The sequence below is a fragment of the Variovorax sp. AC103 genome (assembly GCF_979254005.1).
This window is the reverse complement of record NZ_CEEDFC010000021.1, coordinates 57,364-81,396: the sequence shown is the minus strand read 5'-3', so window position 1 is coordinate 81,396 and position 24,033 is coordinate 57,364. Positions and strand designations below refer to the sequence as shown.

22 protein-coding genes are annotated in these 24,033 nt (G+C 68.1%); 8 read left to right on the top strand and 14 right to left on the bottom strand.

The genetic code is table 11. From position 1 onward, the window contains the following. Positions 1-3 precede the first annotated feature (3 nt). A complete protein-coding gene (locus tag AC0IYU_RS26055; RefSeq protein ID WP_435439488.1) occupies positions 4-678 on the bottom strand; it encodes a GntR family transcriptional regulator in 675 nt (224 codons plus the stop codon). 92 nt (positions 679-770) lie between these two features. On the opposite strand from AC0IYU_RS26055, the gene uraH reads away from it, so the two are divergent. Further along, positions 771-1,121 (top strand): hydroxyisourate hydrolase, encoded by a 351-nt coding sequence (gene uraH / locus AC0IYU_RS26050; RefSeq protein WP_472122924.1) that lies wholly within the window; start codon positions 771-773, stop codon positions 1,119-1,121. A gap of 2 nt (positions 1,122-1,123) precedes the next feature. Here uraH and AC0IYU_RS26045 read toward each other — a convergent pair whose 3' ends face one another. Continuing rightward, complete coding sequence (locus tag AC0IYU_RS26045; RefSeq protein ID WP_472122922.1) at positions 1,124-1,633, bottom strand: hypothetical protein; 510 nt, start codon at positions 1,631-1,633, stop codon at positions 1,124-1,126. Between the two features lie 53 nt (positions 1,634-1,686). On the opposite strand from AC0IYU_RS26045, the gene xdhC reads away from it, so the two are divergent. The 4 genes from xdhC (at position 1,687) to AC0IYU_RS26025 (ending at position 6,956) form a co-directional block, all read left to right on the top strand. Next, a complete protein-coding gene (gene xdhC, locus AC0IYU_RS26040; protein WP_472122919.1) occupies positions 1,687-2,496 on the top strand; it encodes a xanthine dehydrogenase accessory protein XdhC in 810 nt (269 codons plus the stop codon). 214 nt (positions 2,497-2,710) lie between these two features. Beyond that, on the top strand, positions 2,711-3,916 hold the full coding sequence (locus AC0IYU_RS26035) for a urate hydroxylase PuuD (protein WP_472122916.1): 1,206 nt from the start codon (positions 2,711-2,713) through the stop codon (positions 3,914-3,916). A gap of 71 nt (positions 3,917-3,987) precedes the next feature. Further along, on the top strand, positions 3,988-5,337 hold the full coding sequence (locus tag AC0IYU_RS26030) for a glycerate kinase type-2 family protein (protein WP_472122914.1): 1,350 nt from the start codon (positions 3,988-3,990) through the stop codon (positions 5,335-5,337). 176 nt (positions 5,338-5,513) lie between these two features. Beyond that, positions 5,514-6,956: an NAD-dependent succinate-semialdehyde dehydrogenase gene (locus tag AC0IYU_RS26025; protein ID WP_435439494.1), complete on the top strand. Its 1,443-nt coding sequence runs from the start codon at positions 5,514-5,516 to the stop codon at positions 6,954-6,956. Between the two features lie 27 nt (positions 6,957-6,983). Here AC0IYU_RS26025 and AC0IYU_RS26020 read toward each other — a convergent pair whose 3' ends face one another. The 5 genes from AC0IYU_RS26020 to AC0IYU_RS26000 form a co-directional block, all read right to left on the bottom strand. Then, entirely contained in the window at positions 6,984-7,700 is a 717-nt protein-coding gene (locus AC0IYU_RS26020) for an MgtC/SapB family protein (RefSeq protein ID WP_472122911.1), read from the bottom strand. Between the two features lie 148 nt (positions 7,701-7,848). Beyond that, entirely contained in the window at positions 7,849-10,617 is a 2,769-nt protein-coding gene (mgtA, locus tag AC0IYU_RS26015) for a magnesium-translocating P-type ATPase (protein WP_472122908.1), read from the bottom strand. Between the two features lie 209 nt (positions 10,618-10,826). After that, positions 10,827-11,024 (bottom strand): hypothetical protein, encoded by a 198-nt coding sequence (locus tag AC0IYU_RS26010; protein WP_472122905.1) that lies wholly within the window; start codon positions 11,022-11,024, stop codon positions 10,827-10,829. A 376-nt stretch (positions 11,025-11,400) separates the two neighbouring features. After that, entirely contained in the window at positions 11,401-11,889 is a 489-nt protein-coding gene (locus AC0IYU_RS26005; RefSeq protein WP_472122902.1) for a glutaredoxin domain-containing protein, read from the bottom strand. 94 nt (positions 11,890-11,983) lie between these two features. After that, entirely contained in the window at positions 11,984-12,538 is a 555-nt protein-coding gene (locus tag AC0IYU_RS26000; protein ID WP_472122900.1) for a Slp family lipoprotein, read from the bottom strand. Between the two features lie 189 nt (positions 12,539-12,727). Between AC0IYU_RS26000 and AC0IYU_RS25995 the strand changes: the two genes are divergently transcribed. Further along, entirely contained in the window at positions 12,728-13,189 is a 462-nt protein-coding gene (locus AC0IYU_RS25995) for a low molecular weight protein-tyrosine-phosphatase (protein WP_472122897.1), read from the top strand. 7 nt (positions 13,190-13,196) lie between these two features. Here AC0IYU_RS25995 and AC0IYU_RS25990 read toward each other — a convergent pair whose 3' ends face one another. The 7 genes from AC0IYU_RS25990 to AC0IYU_RS25960 all read right to left on the bottom strand — a co-directional run bounded on the left by AC0IYU_RS25990 (position 13,197) and on the right by AC0IYU_RS25960 (position 21,695). Continuing rightward, on the bottom strand, positions 13,197-13,616 hold the full coding sequence (locus AC0IYU_RS25990; protein WP_472122894.1) for an acyl-CoA thioesterase: 420 nt from the start codon (positions 13,614-13,616) through the stop codon (positions 13,197-13,199). Continuing rightward, on the bottom strand, positions 13,616-14,917 hold the full coding sequence (locus AC0IYU_RS25985) for a TRAP transporter large permease (protein WP_435439504.1): 1,302 nt from the start codon (positions 14,915-14,917) through the stop codon (positions 13,616-13,618). Before AC0IYU_RS25985 ends, AC0IYU_RS25990 begins: the two co-directional genes overlap by 1 nt. Further along, entirely contained in the window at positions 14,914-15,414 is a 501-nt protein-coding gene (locus AC0IYU_RS25980; protein ID WP_472122892.1) for a TRAP transporter small permease, read from the bottom strand. The genes AC0IYU_RS25985 and AC0IYU_RS25980 overlap by 4 nt, the downstream gene beginning before the upstream one ends. Before the next feature lie 133 nt (positions 15,415-15,547). After that, positions 15,548-16,600: a TRAP transporter substrate-binding protein gene (locus AC0IYU_RS25975; protein ID WP_472122889.1), complete on the bottom strand. Its 1,053-nt coding sequence runs from the start codon at positions 16,598-16,600 to the stop codon at positions 15,548-15,550. Positions 16,601-16,637: 37 nt separating this feature from the next. Then, the gene (locus AC0IYU_RS25970; protein ID WP_472122886.1) at positions 16,638-17,882 is read right to left on the bottom strand and encodes an alpha-hydroxy acid oxidase; all 1,245 of its coding nucleotides are present in this window, start codon (positions 17,880-17,882) and stop codon (positions 16,638-16,640) included. Between the two features lie 16 nt (positions 17,883-17,898). Beyond that, positions 17,899-19,524, bottom strand: coding sequence for an indolepyruvate oxidoreductase subunit beta family protein (locus tag AC0IYU_RS25965; protein WP_472122883.1), 1,626 nt, complete (start codon positions 19,522-19,524; stop codon positions 17,899-17,901). 11 nt (positions 19,525-19,535) lie between these two features. Further along, positions 19,536-21,695: a thiamine pyrophosphate-dependent enzyme gene (locus tag AC0IYU_RS25960; protein ID WP_472122880.1), complete on the bottom strand. Its 2,160-nt coding sequence runs from the start codon at positions 21,693-21,695 to the stop codon at positions 19,536-19,538. A 100-nt stretch (positions 21,696-21,795) separates the two neighbouring features. Between AC0IYU_RS25960 and AC0IYU_RS25955 the strand changes: the two genes are divergently transcribed. Both AC0IYU_RS25955 and AC0IYU_RS25950 read left to right on the top strand, forming a co-directional pair. Beyond that, entirely contained in the window at positions 21,796-22,716 is a 921-nt protein-coding gene (locus tag AC0IYU_RS25955; RefSeq protein ID WP_435439510.1) for a LysR family transcriptional regulator, read from the top strand. A 55-nt stretch (positions 22,717-22,771) separates the two neighbouring features. After that, complete coding sequence (locus AC0IYU_RS25950) at positions 22,772-24,025, top strand: NRAMP family divalent metal transporter (protein WP_472122877.1); 1,254 nt, start codon at positions 22,772-22,774, stop codon at positions 24,023-24,025. Positions 24,026-24,033 lie beyond the last annotated feature (8 nt).

Below are 24,033 nucleotides of genomic sequence, written 5' to 3'. Positions count from 1 at the left end.
GGGTCAGGCCAGCGCGAGCGAGATGTCGTTGGTGGGAACCTTGCGGTCGAACGTGAGGTTGGCCTCGACGTGTTCCAGGTGTTCGGTCATGAGGCGCACCGCGCGCTCTTCGTCGCGGGCGGCCAGCGCCTTCACGATGTCGGCGTGCTCGTCGTTGGAGTGCTCGGCCGCGCTGGTGCTCTGGTACATCAGCGTGATGAGGGCGCAGCGCGAAATGAGCTCGCCCAAAATCTGCGCCAGCACCGTGTTGCCCATGAGCTCGGCCATGCGCACGTGAAAGTCGCCGAGCAGCTCGGTGCGGCCCGAGATGTCCTCGCCCGACACGGCGGATTTTTCGAGCGCCACGTGTTCCTTCAGCGCCTTGATCTTGGCGGGCGTGACGGTGCGCACGAACTCGCGTGTCATCTCGGCCTCGAGCATGCGGCGCACCTTGAACACCTGCTTGGCCTCGTCGACCGCGGGCGCCGCCACGAAGGCGCCGCGCGCGGGCTCCAGGCGGATGAGCTTGTTCTGCGACAGCTGGAACAGGGCTTGGCGCACCAGCGTGCGCGACACACCGAAGTGGTCGGCCAGCTTCTGCTCGGCCAGCTTGGTGCCGGGCTGAAGCCGGTGCTCGACGATGGCCTTGGTCAGCGCGTCGACGATCGAACGTGTGGTGGAGGACTCCATGTTTTTCATGATAGACCCAAAGGCGGGAACTGTATACACTTTTGTCCACCGGAATATCCCGCATCCACCGAACCGACTTTCGTACTTTCAAGGAGCGCCTCATGGGCCTGAGCACCCACGTACTGGACACGATGCACGGCGGCCCCGCCGCGGGCATGGAGGTGGCGCTGTACACCACCGACGGCGACGCCGCGACGCTGGTGAAGCGCTTCACGCTGAATGCGGACGGCCGCAGCGACGGGCCGCTGTACGACAACCACTCGCTGAAGGCCGGCACCTACCGCCTGGTGTTCGACGTGGCGAGCTACTTCAAGGCCCGCAACGTGACGCTGCCGGAGCCGAACTTCCTGAGCAAGGTGTCGCTGGACTTCGGCGTGGCGCACACCGACCAGCACTACCACGTGCCCTTGCTGGTGAGCCCGTGGAGCTACTCCACCTACCGGGGCTCCTGAGGTCAGTCGCCTTGCTGCTGCCCTTCGGTCAGGGTGTCGAGCTGGAAGCGTCCGCTCTTGTCCCACAGCCAGGTGTCGGTCCACGTGACCGCGCCGAGGCGGGTGGCGGCGGGGAAGGGCGCGGCCTGCAGCACGGCGCGCTCGATTTCGGCAATGACCTCGGGCGCATGCTGCGGCGCGCGCAGCCAGTGCATCGACACCACCTTGCCGCCCGCGTCCAGGTTCACCTGCAACGTGCCGACCGCATAAAGAATGGGTGGCAACTGGCCGCCGTAGATGCGCGAGCGGTTGATGTCGTAGATGTGGCGCGCCGCATCGCGGCGGTACTCGCGCGCGGTGGCGGCGCTCGAAGCGCGCGGCACGCGGCCGGAGGCGGCTGCGCCCGGCGCGGACGCACTGCTCAGCTGGCCGGGAACGGCCCCCGGGCCGGTGCTGCCGCAGCCGGCGAGCCACAACGCGGAAAGAACGGAAGCAGCAAGTGCAAGGCGGCGGGGGGTAAGCTGGCGATTCATCGCCGGGTTTATACCGTGAGTCTTCATGGCCCGGGCAACCGAAGGTATCGCTCATGAGTGGCGCAGTCGACCAGTTGCTTGCGCGTCTTCGCCATGAAGACGCGGTGCTGGTACGCGTCGAGTCCACCCAGGGCTCGGCGCCGCGCGAGGCCGGCACCTGGATGGCGGTGTGGGCCGACGGCCTCACGGCCACCATCGGCGGCGGGCAGCTCGAGTTCCAGGCCACCAAGGAAGCGCGCGACCTGCTGGCCGGCACGCGCGCCCCGTTCGACGGCATCCAGCGCTACCCGCTCGGCCCGAGCCTGGGGCAGTGCTGCGGCGGCGTGATGTTCCTTTCTTACCAGCGCATCACCGCATCCGATGCGCCGGCGCTGCAGCGCGAGCTGGTCGCGCAGCTCCGGCCCGTGGCGCTGTTCGGCGGCGGCCACGTGGGTGCCGCGCTGGCGCGCCTGCTGGCCGCGCTGCCGTTCGCGGTGCGCTGGATCGACAGCCGCGACGGCGTGTTCCCCGACGAACTCCCCGCGCAGATCGACACCGAGCATTCCGAGCCCGTGCAAGACTCCGTCGCCGCGCTGGCACCGGGCAGCCGCGTGCTGATCATGAGCTTCAGCCATGCCGAAGACCTCGACATCGTCATCGCCTGCCTGAAGCGCCTGCGCGAGCGCAACGACCTGCCGTACATCGGCCTGATCGGCAGCAAGACGAAGTGGGCCACCTTCAGCCACCGGCTCGAAGCGCGTGGGTTCGGTGCCGATGAACTGGCCCGCATCACCTGCCCGATCGGCGTGCCGGGCATCACCGGCAAGGAGCCCGAGGTGATCGCCGTGGCGGTGGCGGCACAGTTGTTGCAATCGCTCGGTTGAACAGGGTTTTCCCGGCGGCGACGCTTTTAAAAACCCACCCGTCCCTTGCCAAAACTGTATACACTTTCGGTCCACAACAAGCCGCAGCGGAGCGAGGCCCATTTCATGGAGCCTGCGTTCGCGGCACTTTCTCTGCTTACAGTGCCCGCGGTGGTGAGCAGGCTGAAACCCCTTACCGGCGCCCCCACGCGCCGGCTGGGTTGAGAGAGAGCACATGGAAAGCTACTACCTCGACTGGGCGAACCTGCTGCTGCGCTGGGTCCACGTCATCACCGCCATCGCATGGATCGGCGCCTCCTTCTACTTCGTGATGCTGGACAACAGCCTCGAGAAGCCGCAGGACCCCGAATCGCTCGACAAGGGCGTGGGCGGCGAGCAATGGGCCGTGCACGGCGGCGGCTTCTATAACATGCAGAAGTACGCGCTGGCGCCCAAGAAGCTGCCGGACCACCTGCACTGGTCGTACTGGGAAAGCTACAGCACCTGGATCACCGGGTTCTCGCTGTTCACCATGTCGTACCTGTGGAACGCGAGCACCTACCTGATCGACAAGTCCAAGATGGACTGGCAACCCGGCGCCGCCATTGCCGTGGCGCTGGCCTTCTTCGTGGTGTTCTGGATGGTGTACGACGGCATCTGCCAGGTCTTTGGGCGCCGCAAGAACGGCGACACCATCGTCGGCGTGCTGATCGCCCTGTTCATCGTCTTCGCGACCTGGCTGGCCTGCCAGTGGTTCGCGGGCCGCGCGGCCTTCCTGCTGGTGGGCGCCATGATGGCCACGACCATGAGCGGCAACGTGTTCTTCTGGATCATTCCCGGCCAGCGCAAGAACGTACAGGCGCTGCGCGAAGGCCGCCCGGTCGACCCGGTGCACGGCCAGCGCGGCAAGCAACGCAGCGTGCACAACACCTACTTCACGCTGCCGGTGCTGTTCGCGATGCTGAGCAACCACTACAGCTTCACGTACACGCACAAGTACAACTGGATCGTGCTGCTGCTGATCATGCTCGGCGGCGCGGCCATTCGCCAGTTCTTCGTGGTGCGCCACCGCTTCAAGCTGGGCAATGCCGGCAACCCGCTGCCTTATGCGCTGGTCGGCATCGTGGTGCTGGGCCTGACCATCGTGTGGATGAAGCCCGAGCCGGTGGCGGCGCCGGTGGCATCTGCCGCGGCACCCGCGGTGCCGTTCTCGCAGGTGCAGAAGGTGCTCGAACAGCGCTGCTTCATGTGCCACGGCCCGGCCGTGCAGATGAAGAACGTGCGCGTCGACTCGCCCGAGCAGGTGGCCGCGCATGCGCAGGCGATCTACCAGCAGGTGGTGGTCACGAAGATCATGCCGATGAACAACGCCACGGGCATCACCGACGAAGAGCGCGCGCTCATCAGCCGCTGGTTCCAGGCCGGCGCAAAAACCAACTAGACACGACACAAGCAGACCGGCGGGGGCGGGTCAAGGTCCGCAGCACAATCGCCGGACTGGAGACAAAGCAGATGACCGCACCGACACCATCCTTCCGCACCGCCCCCGATCCGCGCGAAGCGCCGCGCGCTTTTCTCGAACATCTCTACCGCGTGGCGGTGGACCGCGCGCTGCCGCTGTCCACCCTGGGCGCCCACCTGCCGCCGCCGCCGGACCCGCGCAAGGGCCGCACGCTGGTGCTGGGTGCAGGCAAGGCGGGCGGTTCGATGGTGCAGGCGCTCGAAGCGCTGTGGCCGGCCGATGCCCCGCTGTCGGGGCTCGTCGTCACCCGGTACGAACACATTCCGCCGCGCCCTGAAGGCGTGCCGCAGCGCATCGAGATCGTCGAGGCCGCGCACCCGGTGCCCGACGCGGCGGGGCAGCAGGCCGCCGAGCGCATGCTGGCGCTCACGCAGGGCCTGACGGCCGACGACCTCGTGCTGTGCCTGATCTCCGGCGGCGGCTCCTCGCTGCTGGTGCTGCCGGCCGAAGGCCTGACGCTGGCCGACAAGCAGCGCATCAACAAGCAACTGCTCGACAGCGGCGCCGGCATCGGCGAGATGAACTGCGTGCGCAAGCACCTGTCGCGCATCAAGGGCGGCCGGCTGGCCGCGGCCTGCGCACCGGCGCGCGTGGTGACGCTGACCATCAGCGACGTGCCGGGCGACGACGCCGCCGTCATCGCCAGCGGCCCGACAGTGCCCGACGCCACCACCTGCACCGATGCGCTCGCCATCCTCGACCGCTACGCCATCGAGGTGCCCGCGCCGGTGCGCGCCCGACTGGCAAGCGGCGAACTCGAAACGCCCAAGCCGGGCGACGCGGTGTTCGAAGGCCATGAGACGCACATGATCGCCACGCCCCAGCAGTCGCTGGAAGCGGCCGCCAAGGCCGCGCGCGAAGCCGGTGTCGAGGCGCACATCCTCAGCGACGAGATCGAAGGCGAGTCGCGCGAAGTCGGCAAGGTGCATGCCGCGCTGGCGCGCGCCGTGGCGCACCGCGGCGAGCCCTTCGCGCGCCCCTGCGTGATTCTTTCGGGCGGCGAGACCACGGTCACCATTCGTCCGCGCCAGCCCGGCCAGGCCAAGGGCCGGGGTGGACGGGCCGGCGAGTTCTGCATGGGGCTGGCGGGGGCCCTCATGCGCCAGCCGCAGGTGTGGGCACTGGCGGCGGACACCGACGGCATCGACGGCGTGGAGGACAACGCCGGCGCCTTCGTCACGCCCGACACGCTGGTACGCGCCACCGCGGCGGGCCGCAAGCTGTCGGACCACCTCGACCGCAACGACGCGTACGGCTATTTCGACGCCGTGGGCGACCTTTTCGTGACCGGGCCGACGCACACCAACGTCAACGACTTCCGCGCGTTGCTGATCCTGTAGGCGACAGGGGGGCTTGGCCCCTGCCGGGCGAGCGTCGTGAACTCGGGTTAATCTATGCACCCGGCGGCCCCGGGGCCGTCTTTGCCGCCGTTGTCGCCAGCGCGCCCTGCCGGGTGCCGCACCGCAGACCCAGATTCCCCTTTTTTCATCCCCCAGTCCTCGAAGGAAAAATTCGCATGACCGCCTCCTACACCGACACCCGCCTGCTGATCGACAACGAATGGGTCGACGCCACCGGCGGCAAGACGCTGGACGTCGTGAACCCCGCCACCGGCAAGGTCATCGGCAAAGTGGCGCATGCCAGCATCGCCGACCTCGACCGTGCCCTGGCCGCCGCCCAGCGCGGCTTCGACAAGTGGCGCAACACCCCCGCCAACGAGCGCGCCGCCGTCATGCGCCGCGCCGCCGGCCTGATCCGCGAACGCGCCGGCGACATTGCCAAGCTGCTGACGCAAGAGCAAGGCAAGCCGCTGGCCGAAGCCAAGGGCGAAACCCTGGCTGCCGCCGACATCATCGAATGGTTCGCCGACGAAGGCCGCCGCGTCTACGGCCGCATCGTGCCCTCGCGCAACCTGGCCGCGCAGCAACTCGTGCTGAAGGAGCCGCTGGGCCCCGTCGCCGCGTTCACGCCGTGGAACTTCCCGATCAACCAGATCGTGCGCAAGCTCGGCGCCGCACTGGCCACGGGCTGCTCGTTCCTGGTGAAGGCGCCTGAAGAAACCCCGGCGTCGCCCGCCGCGCTGCTGCAGGCCTTCGTCGACGCCGGCATTCCGCCCGGCACCGTGGGCCTGGTGTTCGGCAACCCGGCTGAAATCTCTAACTACCTGATCGCCCATCCGATCATCCGCAAGGTCACCTTCACAGGCTCGACCCCGGTCGGCAAGCAGCTGGCCGCACTGGCCGGCTCGCACATGAAGCGCGTGACGATGGAACTGGGCGGCCACGCACCGGTGATCGTGGCCGAGGACGCTGACGTGGCGCTGGCCGTCAAGGCCGCCGGCGCCGCCAAGTTCCGCAACGCGGGCCAGGTCTGCATCTCGCCGACCCGCTTCCTGGTGCACAACAGCCTGCGCGAAGAGTTCGCCCGCACGCTGGTGAAGTACACCGAAGGCCTGAAGCTCGGCGACGGCCTGGCCGAAGGCACGACCATCGGCCCGCTGGCCAACGCCCGCCGCCTGACGGCCATGGCCCATGTGCTGGACGACGCGCGCAAGAAGGGCGCCACCGTGGCGGCCGGCGGCGAACGCATTGGCGATACCGGCAACTTCTTCGCCCCCACCGTGCTGACCGACGTGCCGCTGGACGCCGACGTGTTCAACAACGAACCCTTCGGCCCCATCGCCGCCATCCGCGGTTTCGACACCCTCGAAGAAGCGATTGCCGAAGCCAACCGCCTGCCCTTCGGCCTGGCCGGCTACGCCTTCACCAAGTCGATCAAGAACGCGCACCTGCTGAGCCAGAAGCTCGAGCTGGGCATGCTGTGGATCAACCAGCCCGCCACGCCTTCGCCGGAAATGCCTTTCGGCGGCGTGAAGGATTCGGGCTACGGCTCGGAAGGCGGCCCGGAAGCGCTCGAGGCCTACCTGAACACCAAGGCCGTGTCGATCATGGGTGTCTGAACCGGCTCACGCTGGGTTCGGGTTCACTCACTCCTCGGCGGTGGCATTCCAGAACGCCTGCTGCACGCCGTCGAGGCTTTCGAGATCTTCAATGACACGGTCGAGCTCCGCGGGCTCGACCGCTGTCGCATACAGCGTCGCACCGATCTCGGTGTCGGCCGGCCCGAACGGGTGCTGGTCGACATCGCGCACCGGGTAGTTCGCGGCCTCCAGCAACAGCAGCAACTGGTCCATCACCTCGGGCCGGGCCGCGCGCGAGCAGATCACGCGCACCACGTACGTGGCTTCGCTCGCTTCCTCGCTGATCGGCTGGCGGTTGATGCGGTTCACCACGGGCCGCAGCAGCGTGTTGCTGGCCAGCACGAACAGCGCCGCAATCAATGCTTCGCCGAGCAGGTCCGCGCCCGCGCAGGCGCCCACGGCCGCCGACCCCCACAACGTGGCCGCCGTGTTCAACCCCGTGACGTTGGCGCCTTCCTTCATGATCGCGCCCGCGCCCAGGAAGCCGATGCCCGACACCACGTAGGCCACCACGCGCACCGCGCCGCCGCTGCCGTCGAGCCGGTTGGCCATGTCGACGAACACCGCGGCGCCCACGGCCACCAGCGTGTTGGTGCGCAGGCCCGCGGTGCGCTGGCGGATCTGGCGCTCCAGGCCGATCAGCGAGCCGAGGATGAAGGCGGCAGACACGCTCACGAAGGTGTCCAGCAGCGAAAGCAGGTTGATGTTCTGGATGGCTTGCATCGATGGCTTCCTTGCTTGTTCTTGTGTCTTCGATGTGCGACGGCGGTCGGCCGTCGGCGGTTCGTCCGGTATCGGGTGCCCGTCAGTTTGCGAGCTTGGGTGTCATGTGCGTGTCACAGGACCGCCCTGAACAAAGAGCGTCACATCGTCACTGCCACCCGTACCGCCGCGCATACCACCCCTTCACAGCCTGGGTCAGCACCGCATAGCCAACGAGCATCGCAACCAGCCAGGGGAAGTACATCAGCGGCAGCGCCTCCAGCTTGAAGTAGTGCGCCAGCGGCCCCATCGGCAGCCAGATGCCCACGGCCGCAATGGCCCCGCCCATGATCAGCAGCGGCCACGCCGCGCGGCTTTGCAGGAACGGGATCTTGCGCGTGCGGATCAGGTGCACGACGAGCGTTTGCGACAGCAGTCCCTCGACGAACCAGCCCGACTGGAACAGCGTCTGGTGCCCGACCGTGTTGGCCGCGAACACGTGCCACATCACCGTGAACGTCAGGATGTCGAACACAGAGCTCAGCGGCCCGAAGAACACCATGAAGCGCCCCAGGTCCGCCGGGTTCCAGCGCTGCGGGCTCTTCAGGAACTCGTCGTCCACGTTGTCGAACGGAATCGCGATCTGCGACACGTCGTACAGCAGGTTCTGCACCAGCAGGTGCAGCGGCAGCATCGGCAGGAACGGAAGGAACGCGCTGGCCACCAGCACCGAGAACACGTTGCCGAAGTTCGAGCTCGCCGTGAGCTTGATGTACTTGAGCATGTTCGCGAAGGTGCGCCGCCCCTGGATCACGCCCTGCTCCAGCACCATCAGGCTCTTCTCCAGCAGGATGATGTCCGCCGACTCCTTCGCCACGTCCACCGCGCCGTCCACCGAGATGCCGATGTCCGCCGCGCGCAGCGCCGGTGCGTCGTTGATGCCGTCGCCCATGAAGCCCACCACATGGCCGTTGGCATGCAGCGCGTGCACGATGCGCTCCTTGTGCGCGGGCGTGAGCTTGGCGAACACCTTGTGCGCTTCGACCACCAGCGCCAGGTCGGCGTCGGCCATGTCCTCGATCTCGCGCCCGAGCACGATGCGCCCCACCGCCAGGCCCACGTCGGCGCACACCTTGCGCGTGACCAGTTCGTTGTCGCCCGTCAGCACCTTCACCGCCACGCCGTGCTCCGCCAGCGCGCGCAATGCCGGCGCGGTCGACTCCTTCGGCGGGTCGAGAAAGGCCACGTAGCCCAGCAGCGTGAGTCCCGACTCGTCGGCCACGCCGTAGGCGGGCTTTTGCGCCTCGGTCTTCAGCGCGCGGCTGGCCACGGCCACCACGCGCAGGCCCATCGCGTTGAGTTCCGACGCCACGCGGTGGATGCGCGCGAGCACTTCGGCATCGAGCGCCAGCACCTCGGCGCCGCGCTCGACCGATGTGCACACCGACAGGATCTCCTCCAGTGCGCCCTTGCAGATCAGCAGGTGCTCGCTGCCGCCGTTCGCGACCACCACCGACATGCGGCGGCGCGAGAAGTCGAAGGGCACCTCGTCGATCTTGCGGTAGGCCGTCTGCAGGCGCGTCTCGAGCTGCATCTCGGCATGGCTCAGCACCGCCTTGTCGAGCAGGTTCTTCAGCCCTGTCTGGTGAAAGCTGTTGAGGTAGGCGAACTGCAGCACATGGTCGGAGTCTTCGCCCCAGGCGTTGGTGTGGCGCTCGAGCACGATGCGGTCCTGCGTCAGCGTGCCGGTCTTGTCGGTGCACAGCACGTCCATCGCGCCGAAGTTGTGAATCGCCTCCAGCCGCTTCACGATCACCTTCTGGCGCGACAGCACGACCGCGCCCTTGGCCAGCGTGGCCGTCACGATCATCGGCAGCATCTCGGGCGTGAGGCCCACCGCGATCGACAGCGCGAACAGCGCCGCTTCCCACCAGTCGCCCTTGGCCACGCCGTTGATCACCAGCACCAGCGGCGCCATCACCAGCATGAAGCGGATCAGCACCCAGCTCACGCGGTTGATGCCGGCCTGGAACGCGCTGGTGCCGCGGTCGGTGGCCGTCACGCGCTGGGCCAGCGCACCGAAGAAGGTGCGGTCTCCCGTGTGCACGATGAGCGCGCTGGCCGTGCCGCTGATCACGTTGGTGCCCATGAAGAGCAGGTTCTCGCGCTCGAGCACGCCGGCGTCGTGTTCGCCGCGGTCCGCCACGAACTTCTCGACCGGCATGGCCTCGCCCGTCAGCGCCGACTGGCTGATGAACAAGTCCTTGGCGGTGAGCAGGCGGCAGTCGGCCGGGATCATGTCGCCGGCCGAGAGCGCGATGACGTCGCCCGGCACCAGGTCGCGCATCGGCACCTCGACGCGCACCGAGCCGGTGTGCGTGGTGTCGAAGCCCTCGTCGCCTGGGGCACCCGGCTTCTGGCCGGGCGCGGGCCGCAGCACCGTGGAGGTGTTGCTCACCATGGCCTTGAGCCGGTCGGCCGCCTTGTTGGAGCGCGACTCCTGCAGGAAGCGCAGCACGGTCGACAGCACCACCATGCTGCCGATCACGAGCGTGGCCTTCATGTCCTCGGTGACGTACGAAACCAATGCCAGCACCGTCAACAGCAGGTTGAACGGGTTGCGGTAGCACTGCCACAGGTGCTGCCACCAGGGCAGGGGCTGCTCGTGGCGCACCTCGTTGCTGCCGAGGCGCTTGCGCAGCACCTGGGCGTGGCCTTCGCTGAGGCCGCGCGGCGAGCTGTCGAGGCGGAGCAGCATTTCGCCGGCGTCGGTGCGAGAGGCGGTGTTCAGTGCCTTCGCGATGTCGGGCGGCATCTGCAGCGAGCCGCCGGCGACCGGTTTCGAGCCCAGCATCGATTGCCAGCGCTCGAAGTGATGCAGCATGTGGCGGCTGCGCAGGAAGCTTTCGAAGAAAGACTTCAGGACGTTCTTTTTCATGGGGTTCTCCTTCGGGGCGGCCGCCGCCCGCCCGGGGAGAACCTCCGGGCGTCAACGCGCGGTGGTCAACCCCTTGCGAAGCACGGCGGCGGGCCGCGTGGTTGCAATCGATCGAAGCGAAGGGGGCGCGCTACGGCGCCAATGAGAGGCGGGGTCCACGTTGTGCTCCTGTGCTGTGCTGATCGGGAAAGAGAGGTGCGCGGACAGGCTCAGCGGCGCGTGCCGTGGGCGGGCTGGAGAACCAGGAAGTTGCGGATGCGCCGCGTGGTCCACAGCGCCGCGGCCTGGTCCAGCGCGGCATCGACGGCCGGTGCCTCTGTCGCAGCCGCGGGCGCACCGTTCGGCACGTGTGCCGAGGCGCGAACGAGTTGTTCGTGAGGCTGACGACGAAGATGAAAGTGACGCATGGCAAGGCTCCTTCGCGTTGAAGGAACCTCGCGCACGGACGCACGCAAGCTGACTGAAAAAGTCAGTGACGAGAACGATGAAATTCGGAAGGGGAGAACCGCTTGCCGCGAAGGGCAAGAGGGTCACGCTGCGTGCACCAGGGCCACACAGCGCGGGGAAGCCTGCGCTAGAGAGCCTGGGGTGTCACGCCTGCCGAGGCACGCGTCTTGTCACTGATCCAACTGGCACTGTCCACGCACGAGGCTCCGAAATGAAGATTGCCAATTGTTGCACTGCGGCACAGGGCGAGTCAACTCCTGGGATGGTTTCCCGCGATGTGGACAGGGGCGTTGGCGTCGCCCGTCTTGCCAACCGTTCCGTTCTCTATCTGCGCGCCTAGAAGACGGCGTCGTAGGCGGCAGCGGTGAAGCCAGTGACGCCTCGACCATTCACGAACAACTGCGGCACGCCGCTGTTGCCGCCCAGTTGGACATAAGCCAGTTTTCCATCCGCCGTGTCGATGTCGATCTCCCGATAGCCGATCTGTTTGGCGGCCAGGTACGACTTCGCCTGGCGGCAGTAGCCGCACCACTTGGTGGAAAAAAGCACGGTGTCGCGGGGCGGTGGGGCAGAGGCCCGTGCGTTCGCCGACTTGCGCAATTGCTCGACATACGCGAGGGTTTCAGCGGACAAGGCGCTCGCCGGCAGGTTCTTGAACGTCAAGGTCTTGGCGTCGCGCGCATGCGTCGGCGGGAGGTCGCTGTAGATCGTCCTTCCATCGGGGCCGGTGGATTTGTAGAGCGTCGTTGTCGTGGCGGATTCTTCGGCCGCGGACACCGCGCTCGACATCACCAGCACCGTCATGACCAGGGGAAGAAGCCGCATCTGGAGTACCTGGAGTGAGGTCGGCGCGAAGAATAGCACCGGTCAATAGCACCGGCTCTGAGGCTGTCGGCGCGGGAGACCGAGGGTCGAGCCGTCATTGCTTCTGCGGTTGGAGGTAGCCCGCGTAGCACTCGGGGCTTTTCTCGCTGCCCTGCACACAGTCCGAGTGCCTGAACAGCGCCTCGATCTCGATCACGGGGACCGGCTTGCCCGCCAGAACTTGCTGCCCGGCCACGCGGCCGTCGAAGGTCACCAGACTGAACTGGGTCACGAGCGCCCGGTCGTAGGGCCCCGCGCCACAGGCGATGAACTGCTGCGCGTCCCCGGGCCACTGCAGCACGCCCAGCGCATCGAAAGTGGCGTGCAGCAGGGTGAAGCACTGGCGCCCGCCTTCTTGCGCATCGATGGCATTGATGCCACCGCTCCAGCGCACGCGCGCGCCCTGCGTCCCGGATGCCAATGCCTGGGCCGGCGAGAGGGTGGGCGCCAGGTTTTCAGGTGTGCGCCCAGGTCGATTGGCGTCGCGGTCTGCCACGCGCGTCGGTGGCTGCGCCGCAGTCTTGTCGCCACCGGAAGGCGTGGCGCAGGCCGCCAGCAGGACGGTGGCACAGAGCATGGCGGTGATGTGTCGAGCTTGATGAAGGGGCATGGGTCCATCGTAGCGTCGCGATGTGGTGTGGCCTGCGCGCAGGGCCGCTGTCCATGACAAGTGCTCAGGCATCATTCAGCGCGGCAGGAACGCACGCGCACGCGATGGATTCCGTTGGAGCGAGGTGCATCGTTTCAGCTTGCTCCAGACCCTTGTTGAAAATCTTTCAAGTCTTCTTCGCACAAAAAAATGGCAGTTCTGTTCGTCTGCACCGGCAATATTTGTCGTTCCCCCACAGCCCACACCTTGCTCCTGCACAAGGCCCGAGCCGCAGGCTTCCCCATCGAAGTCGACAGCGCCGCCATCTCCGACGAAGAGCGCGGCAACCCGCCCGACCGGCGCTCGGTGGCCGAGGCCAGGCGCCGTGGCATCGAGATGCATGCCCACGCTGCGCGTCAGGTGCGCAAGGCCGACTTCCAGCATTTCGACCTGATCATCGGCATGACGGCCCAGCACTGCGCCGCGTTGCGCAGGCTCGCGCCGGCGGGAACGGAGCACAAGATCCATCTGTTCACCGAGTTTGCGCACGGCGTCGAGGGCGATGTGTCCGATCCCTGGTACGGCGGCCAGAAAGACTTCGTCGAAGTCTTCGACCTGATCGACCTGGGCGTCGACGGCCTGCTCGCCAGGTTGCAGGCCCAGCCGCGCTGACCGGCCCCTATTCGCAGAGCGCGCGGATCGAAGGCGGAATCGCCACCGCCCGAATTCCGCCGCCTTCGCGCTTGGCCCCGAAGATGCGCACCTCTTCGCATTCGAGGATCAGGTCCTCGCCCCGCGTCACCCGGTAGGCCTGCACGAAGCTCTTGTCGCGCCACTCGGTGATGCGCACCGCAATCTGCAGCGTGTCGCCGTAGCTCGCCGTCTTCACGAAGCGCGTGTGCGTGTCCACCAGCGGCGTGCCGATCACGCCCAGCGTCTCGGTCGTCTCTTCCCAGCGCGGCACGCCGCACTCGGCAAAGAAGTGACGCGAGGCCGCATCGATCCAGCGGAAGAAGTTGGGAAACCAGACGATGCCGGCGGGGTCGCAGTCGCCGAACTCGACGCGCGCGGTGTAGGTGATTTCTTTGATGGTGCTCATCAGCCCATTTTCGTCGGCAGCCACAAGGCAATGATGGGGAAGGCGATCAGGATCACCAGGCGCACGATGTCGGTCACGATGAACGGCAGCACGCCCTTGAAGATGGTGGTGAAGCTCACGTCTTTCACCACGCTCTTGATGACGAACACGTTCATTCCCACCGGCGGATGGATGAGCCCCAGCTCCACCGTCATCACGATGATCACGCCGAACCAGATGGGGTCGAACCCCAGGTGCACGATCACCGGGTAGATGATGGGCACCGTGAGGATGATCATCGCCATCGCATCCATCAGGCAGCCCAGCACCAGGTACATGAGCATGATGAGCGCCAGCACGCCGTAGCGCCCGATGCCCAGGCCGGTGAGTATCTCGGTCAGCTTCTGCGGGCTTTGCGTGATGGTGAGGAAGTAGCCGAACAGCAGCGCGCCGATCAGCACGGTGAACACCGCCGCCGCCGTGCGCGTGGCCGACAGCAGCGCCTCGCGGATCTTCGGCCCGTCGAGTTTGCGTCGCACCAGCCCGAGGATGAACGCGCCGCTCGCGCCCACGCCGCCCGCCTCGGTGGGCGTGAAGAAGCCGCCGTACAGGCCGCCGATGACGAACACGAACAGCACCAGCGGCGCCCACACGTTCTTCAGGTCCTTGATGCGTTCCGGCCACGGCTTGACCTCGCCGCCGGGCAGCCAGTCGGGCCGCAGCTTGACGATGATCGCGATGGTCATCACGTACATCGCCATGGCCAGGATGCCCGGCACGATGCCCGCCATGAAGAGCTTGCCGATGTCTTGCTGCGTGAGGATGGCGTAGACCGCGAGAACGGTCGAGGGCGGAAGGATGGCGCCCAGCGTGCCGCCCGCGGCAATCACGCCGGTGGAGAACGACTGCGGATAGTTGAAGCGCCGCATCTCCGGGTACGCCACCGCCGAGAACGTGGCGGCCGTGGCCACCGACGAGCCGCAGATGGCCGCGAAACCGCCGCACGCGATGACCGTGGCCACGCCCAGGCCACCGCGCAGGTGGCCGATCATGGAGTTGGCGGCCTTGAAGAGTTCCCGGCTCACGCCGGACACCGACACCAGCGCCCCCATGAGCATGAACATCGGGATCACGCCGAAGGTGTAGTCGGTCACGGTGCGCATGGAGGTCTGGCCCACCAGCTTCAGCGCAGGCCCGGGCCCGACGAGGTAGCTGTAGCCGACCACGCCCACCAGGCCCATTGCCATGCCCACGGGCACGCGCAACAACATCAATACGAACAGGGCGACAAAGCCCAGCACTGCCACTGCATCCGGGCTCATTCGTCCGCCTTCTGTTCTGCGTGAACTTCTTCGAGTTGTTCGGGATGAAAGATCAGCCGGTACGTGCGAATGGCGATGAGCAGCACCGCGCACACGTCGCCGGCCCAGGCCACGGCATAAAAGGGCCAGGTCGGAATGTTCAGGTCGTAGGTCTGCACGTTGTCGACGTAGGTGCCGCGCACCTTGTCGAACAGCATGGCGGTCTGCACCGCCACCACGAACAGCAGCACCAGCGTGGCGAAGACATCGATGACGCGCTTCATGCGCGGGCCCGCTGCGGTCCACACGAGGTCGACGGTGATGTGGCCGCCGCGGTAGCTGGTGGCCGCGATGCCCCAGAAGATCAGGATGCCCAGCAGCATGCGTCCGAAGTCGTAGGCGTCGGGGATGGAAGCGTCGAAGAACTTGCGCAGCACCACGGCCGCGAAGATGTTGAGCGCGACGATCCCCACGAAGATGGCGGCGAGCCATTCGATCGTGTTGATCGCGCGGTCCATGACGCTTCGCTTCATTGGCTCGCCCCCCAGGCTTCGCGCACTTCGTGTCGCTTCTCCTTCCCCCCTGCCGGGGGGCGGGCCGGCCGCTTCGGGCGGCCGTGCGCGGCGGCCCCCTGGCAATACGGACTCCGAGTCACAGCGCGGACTTGTACTTGACGAGGCTGGCCTTCAGCGCGTCCATCACGGCCTTCGGGTCTTCGCCGACCTTCTTCACGCTGTCGGCCCACTGCGCTTCCGACGGTGCGGCCGCCTTGCGCCATGCGTCGAGCTGCTCCGGCGTGAGCTTGTAGATCTCGTGGCCCGGCAGCGCGGCCATCTTGGCGTGCCCCGCGAACTCGAAGTCGGCCCACGGCCCGGCCACCTTCTGCGCCCATTCGCTGGTGCAGTGGTCGTCGATGACCTTCTTCTGCGCGACGGACATGGCGTCGTACTTGCCCTTGTTCATCGCCCACACGAAAGGCGTGACGTACAGCGGCGCGTCCATGTGGTACTTCACCACCTTGTCGATGCCGAACAGGCCGATGGAGCCCCACGGGAAGGTGATGGCGTCGGCCACGCCGCGCTCCAGCATGTCGCGCGACTCGGGCGCCGAGGCCTGCACGTTGGTGCCGCCCAGCGAGGTGATGAGCTGGCCCACCGTGCTGGTGGCCGGGCGCACCTTCATGCCCTTGATGTCGGTGGGCACGGTGATCTTCTTGCGCGCGTGGAAGGTGCCGGGGTCGTGCACGAACGCGAAGCAGTACTTCACGTCCTTCATTTCCTTGGCCGCGTAGTTGCGGTACCAGGCGTCGATGGCGGCCGAGCCTTCCTTGCCGTTGGCGAACAGGAAGGGCAGCGAGGCGCCCGCCATCACCGGGAAGCGGCCCGGCTGGTAGCCCGGGTTGATGTAGGCGAAGTCGGCGATGCCGTCGCGCGCCATGTCGTAGTGGTCGAAGGCCTTGCCGAGCTGCTCCGACGGGAACAGGATGGCGGTGATCGTCCCGCCCGATTCCTTCTTGATGTCGTCGGCCCACGCCTGCAGCGCGGGGTTGAGCGGGTGCTGCGCGGGCACCCAGCTCGACAGCTTGAGTTGCACGGGCTTGTCCTGCGCCTGCGCGGCGGGCATGCCGAGCGACAGCGCGGTGCTGGCCGCGATCAGGGCCAGGGCGGGGAACCGGGTACGGCGAGGGTGGTGGGCGGTTTTCATGGTCTCCTTCGTTATGTGTTTGAACTGGTTGCGCAATCTAGGCAGTCGCGTGCTTCGGGTATATGGAGGGTTTCCCGTGCGTGTTTTCCTTGAGGCCGGCTGCAGCAGCGGCTTGTTCGGAAGGCGAACGCAATTCGGGCCGGTCGACGTGGCGGCCCCCAAGTTCGTCGACGTGCGCTGCGCCCAGCAAGGTCATCGTGCGTTCGGTCTCCTGCGCCAGCAGTTGCAGCACCGAGAGCACGCCTTGCCGGCCGTCGCAGGCCAGGCCGTAGACGGGTGCGCGGCCCACCAGCGCGGCGCGCGCGCCGAGCGCCAGAGCCTTCACGACGTCGCTGCCGCGCCGGATGCCGCCGTCCATCAGCACCGGAATGCGGCCGTCGACCGCATCGACGATGCGCGGCAGCGCGGCGATGCTGGCCGGTGCCGCATCGAGCTGCCGGCCGCCGTGGTTGGAGACCACGATGCCGTCCGCGCCATGGCGCAGGGCGCGCTTCGCGTCTTGCGCACCCAGCAGGCCCTTGACCAGCAACGGCCCGTCCCACAGCCTGCGCAGCCAGCCCAGGCTGTCCCAGCTCAGCGTGCGGTCCATGGTGCGCGAGAGCAGGGCGGCCTGGGTCTGCGCGGAGACGGGCGCACTGTCGTCGTCGTCGGGCAGCAGGTTCGCGAACTGCGGCATGCCGCCGCGGGCCAGCCGCAGCAACCAGGCGGGATGCCGCGCCATGTCGAGCACGGTGCCCGGCGTGAGCCGCATCGGCACGCGAAAACCATGGCGCAGGTCGCGCTCGCGCAGCCCGCTGACCGGCACGTCCACCGTGAGCACCAGCGCCTCGAAGCCGGCGGCACGCGCGCGCCGCACGATGCGCTCGGCAATGGCGCGCTCGCCCATCACGTACAGCTGCATCCACAGCGTGGCGTCGGGTGCGGCGGTGCGCACGTCCTCGATGCGGGTGTTCGACGCGGTCGAGAGAATGAAAGGCACCCGCGCGGCTTGCGCGGCGCTGGCCAGCAGGGCGTCGGCACCCGGGCGCACCAGGCCCGCCAGCCCGATGGGCGCGACGGCGAAGGGCGCGTTCCAGCGGCGCCCGAAGAGTTCGATGCCGATGTCCATCGCGCTGGTGTCGCGCAGGCATTCCGGCACCAGCGGCAGGGCCTCCAGCGCGTCGCGGTTGCGCCGCAGGCAGCGCTCGTCCTCCGCACCGCCGTCGACGTAGTCGAACACCAGGCGCGGCAGCACCTGCCGCGCGCGGCGCCGGTAGTCCTCGACGTTGAGCAGTGGCGTCATCGCGGGCCGCTCCGTGTCAGGCGCCGCCGGTGGGCTTGCGCTTCATCCAGCGGATGGGCTGGGCCTTGACGGGGCGTGCGGGCGCGCCGTGTTCGACCAGCGCGGCGTCGAGCGCGCGGCCGGCATCGTCGGCCAGCGCGGCGGTGCGCGCCGCGGCCACGGCCCGCGCGCGCTCGGCGAACGCCACGCCGGGTCGGGCGGCAAGGTGGTCGGTCATGTGCAGCAGGTTCTCCTTGCCGCGCTCGTTGGTGCTGCCGTAGCCCTTGATGAGCCGGCCGCACAGTGCCAGCTCATGCCCCAGCGCCCAGGCATCGCGGGTGCCCGCTTCCACGGCTGCGAGCCAGCGTTCGATCAGTGCCTGCTCCTCGGCGAAGCGGCTGCCGCGCCGGCGCAGCCAGCGCAGCGAGGCCAGCATGCGCAGCGATGCCATGCCGATCACCGAATGGCTGCCCACCTTCAGCGGGAGCGCCCACGGGGCCAGGCCGCGCGCCTGGCGGCCGCGGTCCCACGCCGTCACGCGGCGCGAGAGGCCTGGCGGCAGCAGCGCGGCGAACTCGGCGGCGCCGGGCTTGAAGTGGTCGTAGACCTTCACGATGTCTTCGTCGCCCGCGCGCACTTCCTGCCGCACGCGCTGTGCGCGGCTCGCGCGGCCCTTGAGGGCGGCCACGCGCACGATGTCGTCGAAGGCCATCCACAGCGCGAGCCAGCGTGCGGCCTCGCGGGTGATGGCGAAGCCCTGCGCGCCGGCCGGGTCGGCGGCGCGCTCGGCGTCGAGCACGCGGCCCAGCCGCTCGGCGTAGAGCGCGGCGTAGGCGGCGTCCTGGTAGTCGAGCACGCGCGCATGGCCCAGCGTGAGGATGTCGTGCACGGCGGGCGGAAAGCGCCGCGCCAGCTCGGCGGGCAGGGCGCTCGCCGGCGGCGGCGCGTCGTTCGTGTCGCCGGCCAGCACGCTGCTGACGAAGGCGGCCTGCGCACGCGGCGCGCTCACCGCGTCGAAGGCGGCCGCAAAGCCGCGCAGGCTGGCCGCGGCCATCTTGCTCAGCTTTTCGGGCGCGCTGGTGTCGCCGCCGCGCACCACGTGCTCGTAGGCCTCGCGCGGGAACGGAAACAACCCGCTGCCCGCGACGGCGCCCAGCATTACCGCGCTGACCACCGTGCCGGCGTCGCGCGCCATCGCGTTCATGTCGAACACATGGTGCTCGCGGCTGAAGGCCTTCACCACGTCGAGCAGGCGCTGCGCGTCGGCGCGGCCGTCGCCGGGCTCCATGCGTTCGGCCGTCGTGAAGATGCGCGCCGACGAGCTGATGACCAGCGTGCGCAGCGGCGCGCTCATGCCGTTGCCGACCTGGCGCGCAGTTTCCAGCAGTTCCGACGACACGATCGCGTCGAGCGTGCCGGGCACCGGGCTCAGGCTGAACACGGGGCGCTTGCCGCCGAGTTGCGCGAGCGGCACCGGAAACACCTCGATGTAATACGTGGTGGCGCCAGTGCGCTGCGCCACGCCGGGAATGGAGGTGCTCTGCGCCGCGTAGCCGGCATGCCGCGCGATGTCGACCAGCCATTCGGTGAGCACGCCGCCGCCTTCGCCACCGAGGGCGCAGACGAGCAGGGTGATGGGGCGGTTCTGGCGGTTCTGTTCCATGTCGTCGCCCCTCAAGCCGGTTGCAACGCGCGCACGACCGCACCGCGCAGACCGTGCAGCAGGCGCTCATGCCACTTCGGGTTCTGCACCACCTCGGCCCGGTAGAAGCTCGGGCACAGCGTGGCCGCATGCGCGTTCTCGCCGCACAGGCCGCAGCCCACGCAGCCGTCGATCACGGTCGCCACCGGGTCCACCTTCAGCGGATCGGGGTTGTCCTTGAGCGTGAGCGTGGGGCAGCCCGACAGGCGGATGCAGGCGTGGTCGCCGTTGCACACGTCCTCGTCCACGCCGTACTTCACGCGCACCACGCGCTCGCCTTTCTTCAAGAGGCCGGCAATCCAGGGCTTGATGCGGCGCTGCCGCTCCAGCTGGCATTCGCCTTCCGCAATCACCACCTTCAGGCCGTTGAAGTCGCTGGTGAGCGCCTCGGTCAGCGTCTTGCGCATGCGCTCCACGTCGTAGGTGGTCACGGTGCGCAGCCATTTCACGCCCAGGCCTTTCAGGGTGTCCTCGATGGTCTGGTTCTTGTCGACCAGGCTCTGCTGCTTGTCGACGGCACGTTCCTTCGTTTTGTCGTCGGGCGTGGAGATGATGTCCTGCGTGCCGGTGGCCGAGGTGTAGCCGTTCTTGAAGATCAGCAGCACCGCGTCGTCGCCGTTGAAGAGGGCGCTCTGCACGCCGGTGAGCAGCCCGTTGTGCCAGAAGCCGCCGTCGCCCATGATCGACAGCGTGCGCCGGTTCATCATGGGTGCCACGCCCGCGCGGCTCGCCAGGCTCATGCCGTAGCCGAGGATCGAGTGACCCATCGAGAAGGGTTCGAAGGTGCCGAAGGCATGGCAGCCGATGTCGGCCGCGATGTGCACGGGGCCCGTTTCCTGCTGCGCCAGCTTCAGCGCCGAGAACACGGGCCGCTCCGGGCAGCCGATGCAAAAGCTCGGCGGCCGGTTGGGCAGCGGCGCGCTCAGCTGGCGGGCCACCGCCTCGCGGCGCTCGCGGTTGCCGGCCAGCCAGGCCTGGGCGGAGGCCGACGCATCGCTGGCCACGATGTACTTCGCGGCAAAGGCGCCGATGCCGCCCGACAGCACCTCCACGCCGTACTCGCCCGCCGCCGGCAGCAGGTCCTTGCCGTGCAGCGGCGTCTGGATGTCGCGCCGGCGCAGCAGCGTGGCGATGTCCTGCTCGATGTACTCGGGCTGGCCTTCTTCCACCACCAGCACCGCGCGCTTGCCCACGCAGAAGTCGGCGACCTGCTCGGGCACCAGCGGATAGGTCGCGTTGAGCACGAGGATTGAAATGTCGGTATCGCCGAAGGCGTCCGCCAGGCCTTGCTGCTGCAGGCTGCGGACCAGGGCGTTGTACAGGCCGCCCTGCACCACGATGCCTAGGTCCGGGTGGCGCCTGCCCGGCATCAGTTCGTTCAGCCCGTTCTCCACGATGTAGCGCCGCGCCGCCGGAATGCGCTCGTCGCCCTTGAGCTTCTCGTGGCGGAAGGTGACCGGCGGGTGCGCCAGGCGCATGTAGTCGAAGCCGGCCGGCTCCGTCATCGGCGCGCGGGTCGACACCGCCGGTGCGATGTTGTCCTTGCATTCGAAGCTGCCGCGCACATGGCAGGTGCGGATGCGCAGCTCCATCAGGCAGGGCATGTTCGAGGCTTCCGACAGGCGAAACCCTTCCTCGACCATGCGCACCATCACGCCCAGGTCGGGCCGCGGGTCGAGCAGGCACATGCTCGACTTGAGCGCATAGGCATGCGTGCGCTCCTGGATCACGCTGGCGCCTTCGCCGTAGTCCTCACCCACCACCACCAGCACGCCGCCTGTGACGCCGGGCGACGACAGGTTCGACAGCGCATCGGCCGCCACGTTGGTGCCGACGATGGACTTCCAGGTGACCGCGCCGCGCAGCGGGTAGTGGATGGACGCGCCGAGCATCGCCGCGGCCGAGGCCTCGTTGGCGCAGGCTTCCACGTGCACGCCCAACTCGTCCATGTAGGCCTTGCCCTGGACCATGACGTCCAGCAGGTGCGACACCGGCGCACCCTGGTAGCCGCCGACGTAGGCCACGCCCGACTGCAGCAGGCCCTTGGTGATCGCGAGGATGCCCTCGCCGTGGAAGGTGTCGCCGGCGCCCAGGCGCAGCATTTCCACTTCCTTGCTGAATGAAACTTCCATCGTGTCTCGTTGTTGTTGTTTGGCTCCAGGGAGGGAGCGGGGACAGGGGAGTGTGGTCACGCACGGGCCATACTTCAATAAAATAATCCGGCTATCCAATATGAAATCTGTGCATATCGATGCGGTCGACCTCAACCTGCTGCGGCTGTTCGATGCGGTCTATCGCACCCGCAACGTGAGCCGCGCGGCCGAGGCGCTCGGCCTCACGCAGCCGGCGGCCAGCCACGGGCTCACGCGACTGCGCCTGCTGCTGGGCGATGCGCTGTTCACCCGCGGCCCCGGCGGCGTGGCGCCCACGCCGCGCGCCGAGCGGCTGGCGGTGCCGGTGCAGTCGGCGCTGGCCACGCTGCAGCAGGCGCTGAGCGAGCCCGAGCGCTTCGACCCCGCGGCCTCGCGCAAGCTGTTTCGCATCCACATGAGCGACATCGGCGAGGGGCGCTTCCTGCCGGCGCTGATGGCGCGGCTGCGCGAGCTGGCGCCGGGCGTGCGCGTGGAGACCATGCCGCTGGCCACGGGCGACATCGCCGCTGCGCTGGACAGCGGCAAGGTCGACTTCGCCTTCGGCTTCCTGCCCCGCGTGAAGGACACCCAGCGCACCCAGCTGCTGCGCGACCGCTACATCGTGCTGCTGCGCCGCGACCACCCCTTCGTGAAGCGCCGCCGCAGCGGGCAGGCGCTGCTCGAGGCCCTGCAGGAGCTCGACTACGTGGCCGTGCGCACGCACGCCGACACGCTGCGCATCCTGCAGTTGCTGAACCTGGAAGACCGGCTGCGCCTGACGACCGAGCATTTCATGGTGCTGCCGGCCATCGTTCGCGCCACCGACCTGGCGGTGGTGATGCCGCGCAACATCGCGCGCGGCTTTGCCGAGGACGGCCACTACGCCATCGTGGAGCCGCCGTTCCCGCTGCGCGACTTCACGGTGTCGCTGCACTGGAGCAAGCGCTTCGAGGCCGACCCGGGCAACCGGTGGCTGCGGCAGGTCATTGAGGCCTTGTTCTCGGACAAGGCAAAGGCATGAATCGGCGCGCGGTTCATGTGCAGGTCAGGCTGGTCATGCAACCATCGGGGCGAACATGAAAAAACGCATTCCCTCCTTCCTGCGCCACGTCGGCCCTGGCGTGGTCACCGGCGCGGCCGACGACGACCCGTCGGGCATCGCGACCTACACCCAGGCCGGGGCGCAGTTCGGCACCGGGCTGCTGTGGACGGTGTTCCTGTCGCTGCCTTTCATGGTGGCCATCCAGCTGGTGTCGGCGCGCATCGGCCGCGTCACGGGCAAGGGCGTGGCGGCCAACCTGCGCGAGCACATGCCGCGCAGCTTCCTGATCGTGCTGGTGGCGCTGCTGGTGGTGGCCAACACCATCAACATCGCGGCGGACATCGCGGCCATGGGCGAGGCGCTGCAACTGGTGGTGGGCGGCGGGGCGCACTTTCATTCGCTGGTGTTCGGCGTGGTCACGGTGCTGCTGCAGGTGTTCGTGCCCTACCGCAAGCTGGCCCACATCCTCAAGTGGCTCACGCTCACGCTCTTTGCCTACGTGGCGGCGGTGTTCGCGGTGCAGGTCGAGTGGGCGCATGTGCTGCACGACCTGGTGGTGCCCAGGCTGCAGTGGAGCGGTGACTACTGGATGATGATCGTGGCGCTGCTGGGCACCACCATCTCGCCCTACCTGTTCTTCTGGCAGGCCTCGCAAGAGGTGGAAGAGCTTCGCCTGAAGGGCGGGCAGCGCGGCACCGACGTGGAGGTGCGGCGCGACCTGAAGCGCGTGCGGCTGGACACCTGGGTGGGCATGACCTTCTCGAACCTCATCGCCTTCTTCGTGATGGTGGTGGGGGCCTCGGTGCTGTTTACGGCCGGGGTGCACGACGTGACCTCCGCCGCGCAGGCGGCCGAGGCGCTGCGCCCGCTGGCCGGCGACTTCGCGTTCTGGCTGTTCGCCGGCGGCATCATCGCCACCGGCCTGCTGGCGGTGCCGGTGCTGGCGTCTTCGGCGGCCTACGCGGTGGCCGAGGCCTTCGGCTGGGAAGAAGGGCTGGAGCGGCACTGGCGCGAGGCCAAGGAGTTCTACGGAATCATCGCCGTGGCCACGCTGGTGGGCACCGCGCTGGACTTCACGCCCATCGATCCCATGAAGGCGCTCTACTGGAGCGCGGTCATCAACGGCGTGGTGGCCGTGCCGATCATGGCGGCCATGATGATCCTGGTCACGCGCGAGAAGGTGATGGGCGTGTTCACCTCGGGCCGGCGCACCCGCTGGCTCGGCTGGGGCGGCACCGCGCTTATGGGCTTCGCGGCGCTGATGATGGGGTGGGACCTGGTGCGCTGAGCCCCCCG

Excerpts from the sequence above, each read along its gene's own strand:
- AC0IYU_RS26010 (WP_472122905.1), bottom strand. The coding sequence starts at position 11,024 with ATGCGTCACTTTCATCTTCGTCGTCAGCCTCACGAACAACTCGTTCGC.
- AC0IYU_RS26045 (WP_472122922.1), bottom strand. The coding sequence starts at position 1,633 with ATGAATCGCCAGCTTACCCCCCGCCGCCTTGCACTTGCTGCTTCCGTT.
- xdhC (WP_472122919.1), top strand. The coding sequence starts at position 1,687 with ATGAGTGGCGCAGTCGACCAGTTGCTTGCGCGTCTTCGCCATGAAGAC.
- AC0IYU_RS26005 (WP_472122902.1), bottom strand. The coding sequence starts at position 11,889 with ATGCGGCTTCTTCCCCTGGTCATGACGGTGCTGGTGATGTCGAGCGCG.
- AC0IYU_RS25995 (WP_472122897.1), top strand. The coding sequence starts at position 12,728 with ATGGCAGTTCTGTTCGTCTGCACCGGCAATATTTGTCGTTCCCCCACA.
- AC0IYU_RS25980 (WP_472122892.1), bottom strand. The coding sequence starts at position 15,414 with ATGGACCGCGCGATCAACACGATCGAATGGCTCGCCGCCATCTTCGTG.
- AC0IYU_RS26035 (WP_472122916.1), top strand. The coding sequence starts at position 2,711 with ATGGAAAGCTACTACCTCGACTGGGCGAACCTGCTGCTGCGCTGGGTC.
- AC0IYU_RS25985 (WP_435439504.1), bottom strand. The coding sequence starts at position 14,917 with ATGAGCCCGGATGCAGTGGCAGTGCTGGGCTTTGTCGCCCTGTTCGTA.
- mgtA (WP_472122908.1), bottom strand. The coding sequence starts at position 10,617 with ATGAAAAAGAACGTCCTGAAGTCTTTCTTCGAAAGCTTCCTGCGCAGC.
- AC0IYU_RS25990 (WP_472122894.1), bottom strand. The coding sequence starts at position 13,616 with ATGAGCACCATCAAAGAAATCACCTACACCGCGCGCGTCGAGTTCGGC.
- AC0IYU_RS26025 (WP_435439494.1), top strand. The coding sequence starts at position 5,514 with ATGACCGCCTCCTACACCGACACCCGCCTGCTGATCGACAACGAATGG.
- AC0IYU_RS25965 (WP_472122883.1), bottom strand. The coding sequence starts at position 19,524 with ATGGAACAGAACCGCCAGAACCGCCCCATCACCCTGCTCGTCTGCGCC.
- AC0IYU_RS26055 (WP_435439488.1), bottom strand. The coding sequence starts at position 678 with ATGAAAAACATGGAGTCCTCCACCACACGTTCGATCGTCGACGCGCTG.
- uraH (WP_472122924.1), top strand. The coding sequence starts at position 771 with ATGGGCCTGAGCACCCACGTACTGGACACGATGCACGGCGGCCCCGCC.
- AC0IYU_RS25970 (WP_472122886.1), bottom strand. The coding sequence starts at position 17,882 with ATGACGCCACTGCTCAACGTCGAGGACTACCGGCGCCGCGCGCGGCAG.
- AC0IYU_RS26030 (WP_472122914.1), top strand. The coding sequence starts at position 3,988 with ATGACCGCACCGACACCATCCTTCCGCACCGCCCCCGATCCGCGCGAA.
- AC0IYU_RS25955 (WP_435439510.1), top strand. The coding sequence starts at position 21,796 with ATGAAATCTGTGCATATCGATGCGGTCGACCTCAACCTGCTGCGGCTG.
- AC0IYU_RS25960 (WP_472122880.1), bottom strand. The coding sequence starts at position 21,695 with ATGGAAGTTTCATTCAGCAAGGAAGTGGAAATGCTGCGCCTGGGCGCC.
- AC0IYU_RS26020 (WP_472122911.1), bottom strand. The coding sequence starts at position 7,700 with ATGCAAGCCATCCAGAACATCAACCTGCTTTCGCTGCTGGACACCTTC.
- AC0IYU_RS25975 (WP_472122889.1), bottom strand. The coding sequence starts at position 16,600 with ATGAAAACCGCCCACCACCCTCGCCGTACCCGGTTCCCCGCCCTGGCC.
- AC0IYU_RS26000 (WP_472122900.1), bottom strand. The coding sequence starts at position 12,538 with ATGCCCCTTCATCAAGCTCGACACATCACCGCCATGCTCTGTGCCACC.
- AC0IYU_RS25950 (WP_472122877.1), top strand. The coding sequence starts at position 22,772 with ATGAAAAAACGCATTCCCTCCTTCCTGCGCCACGTCGGCCCTGGCGTG.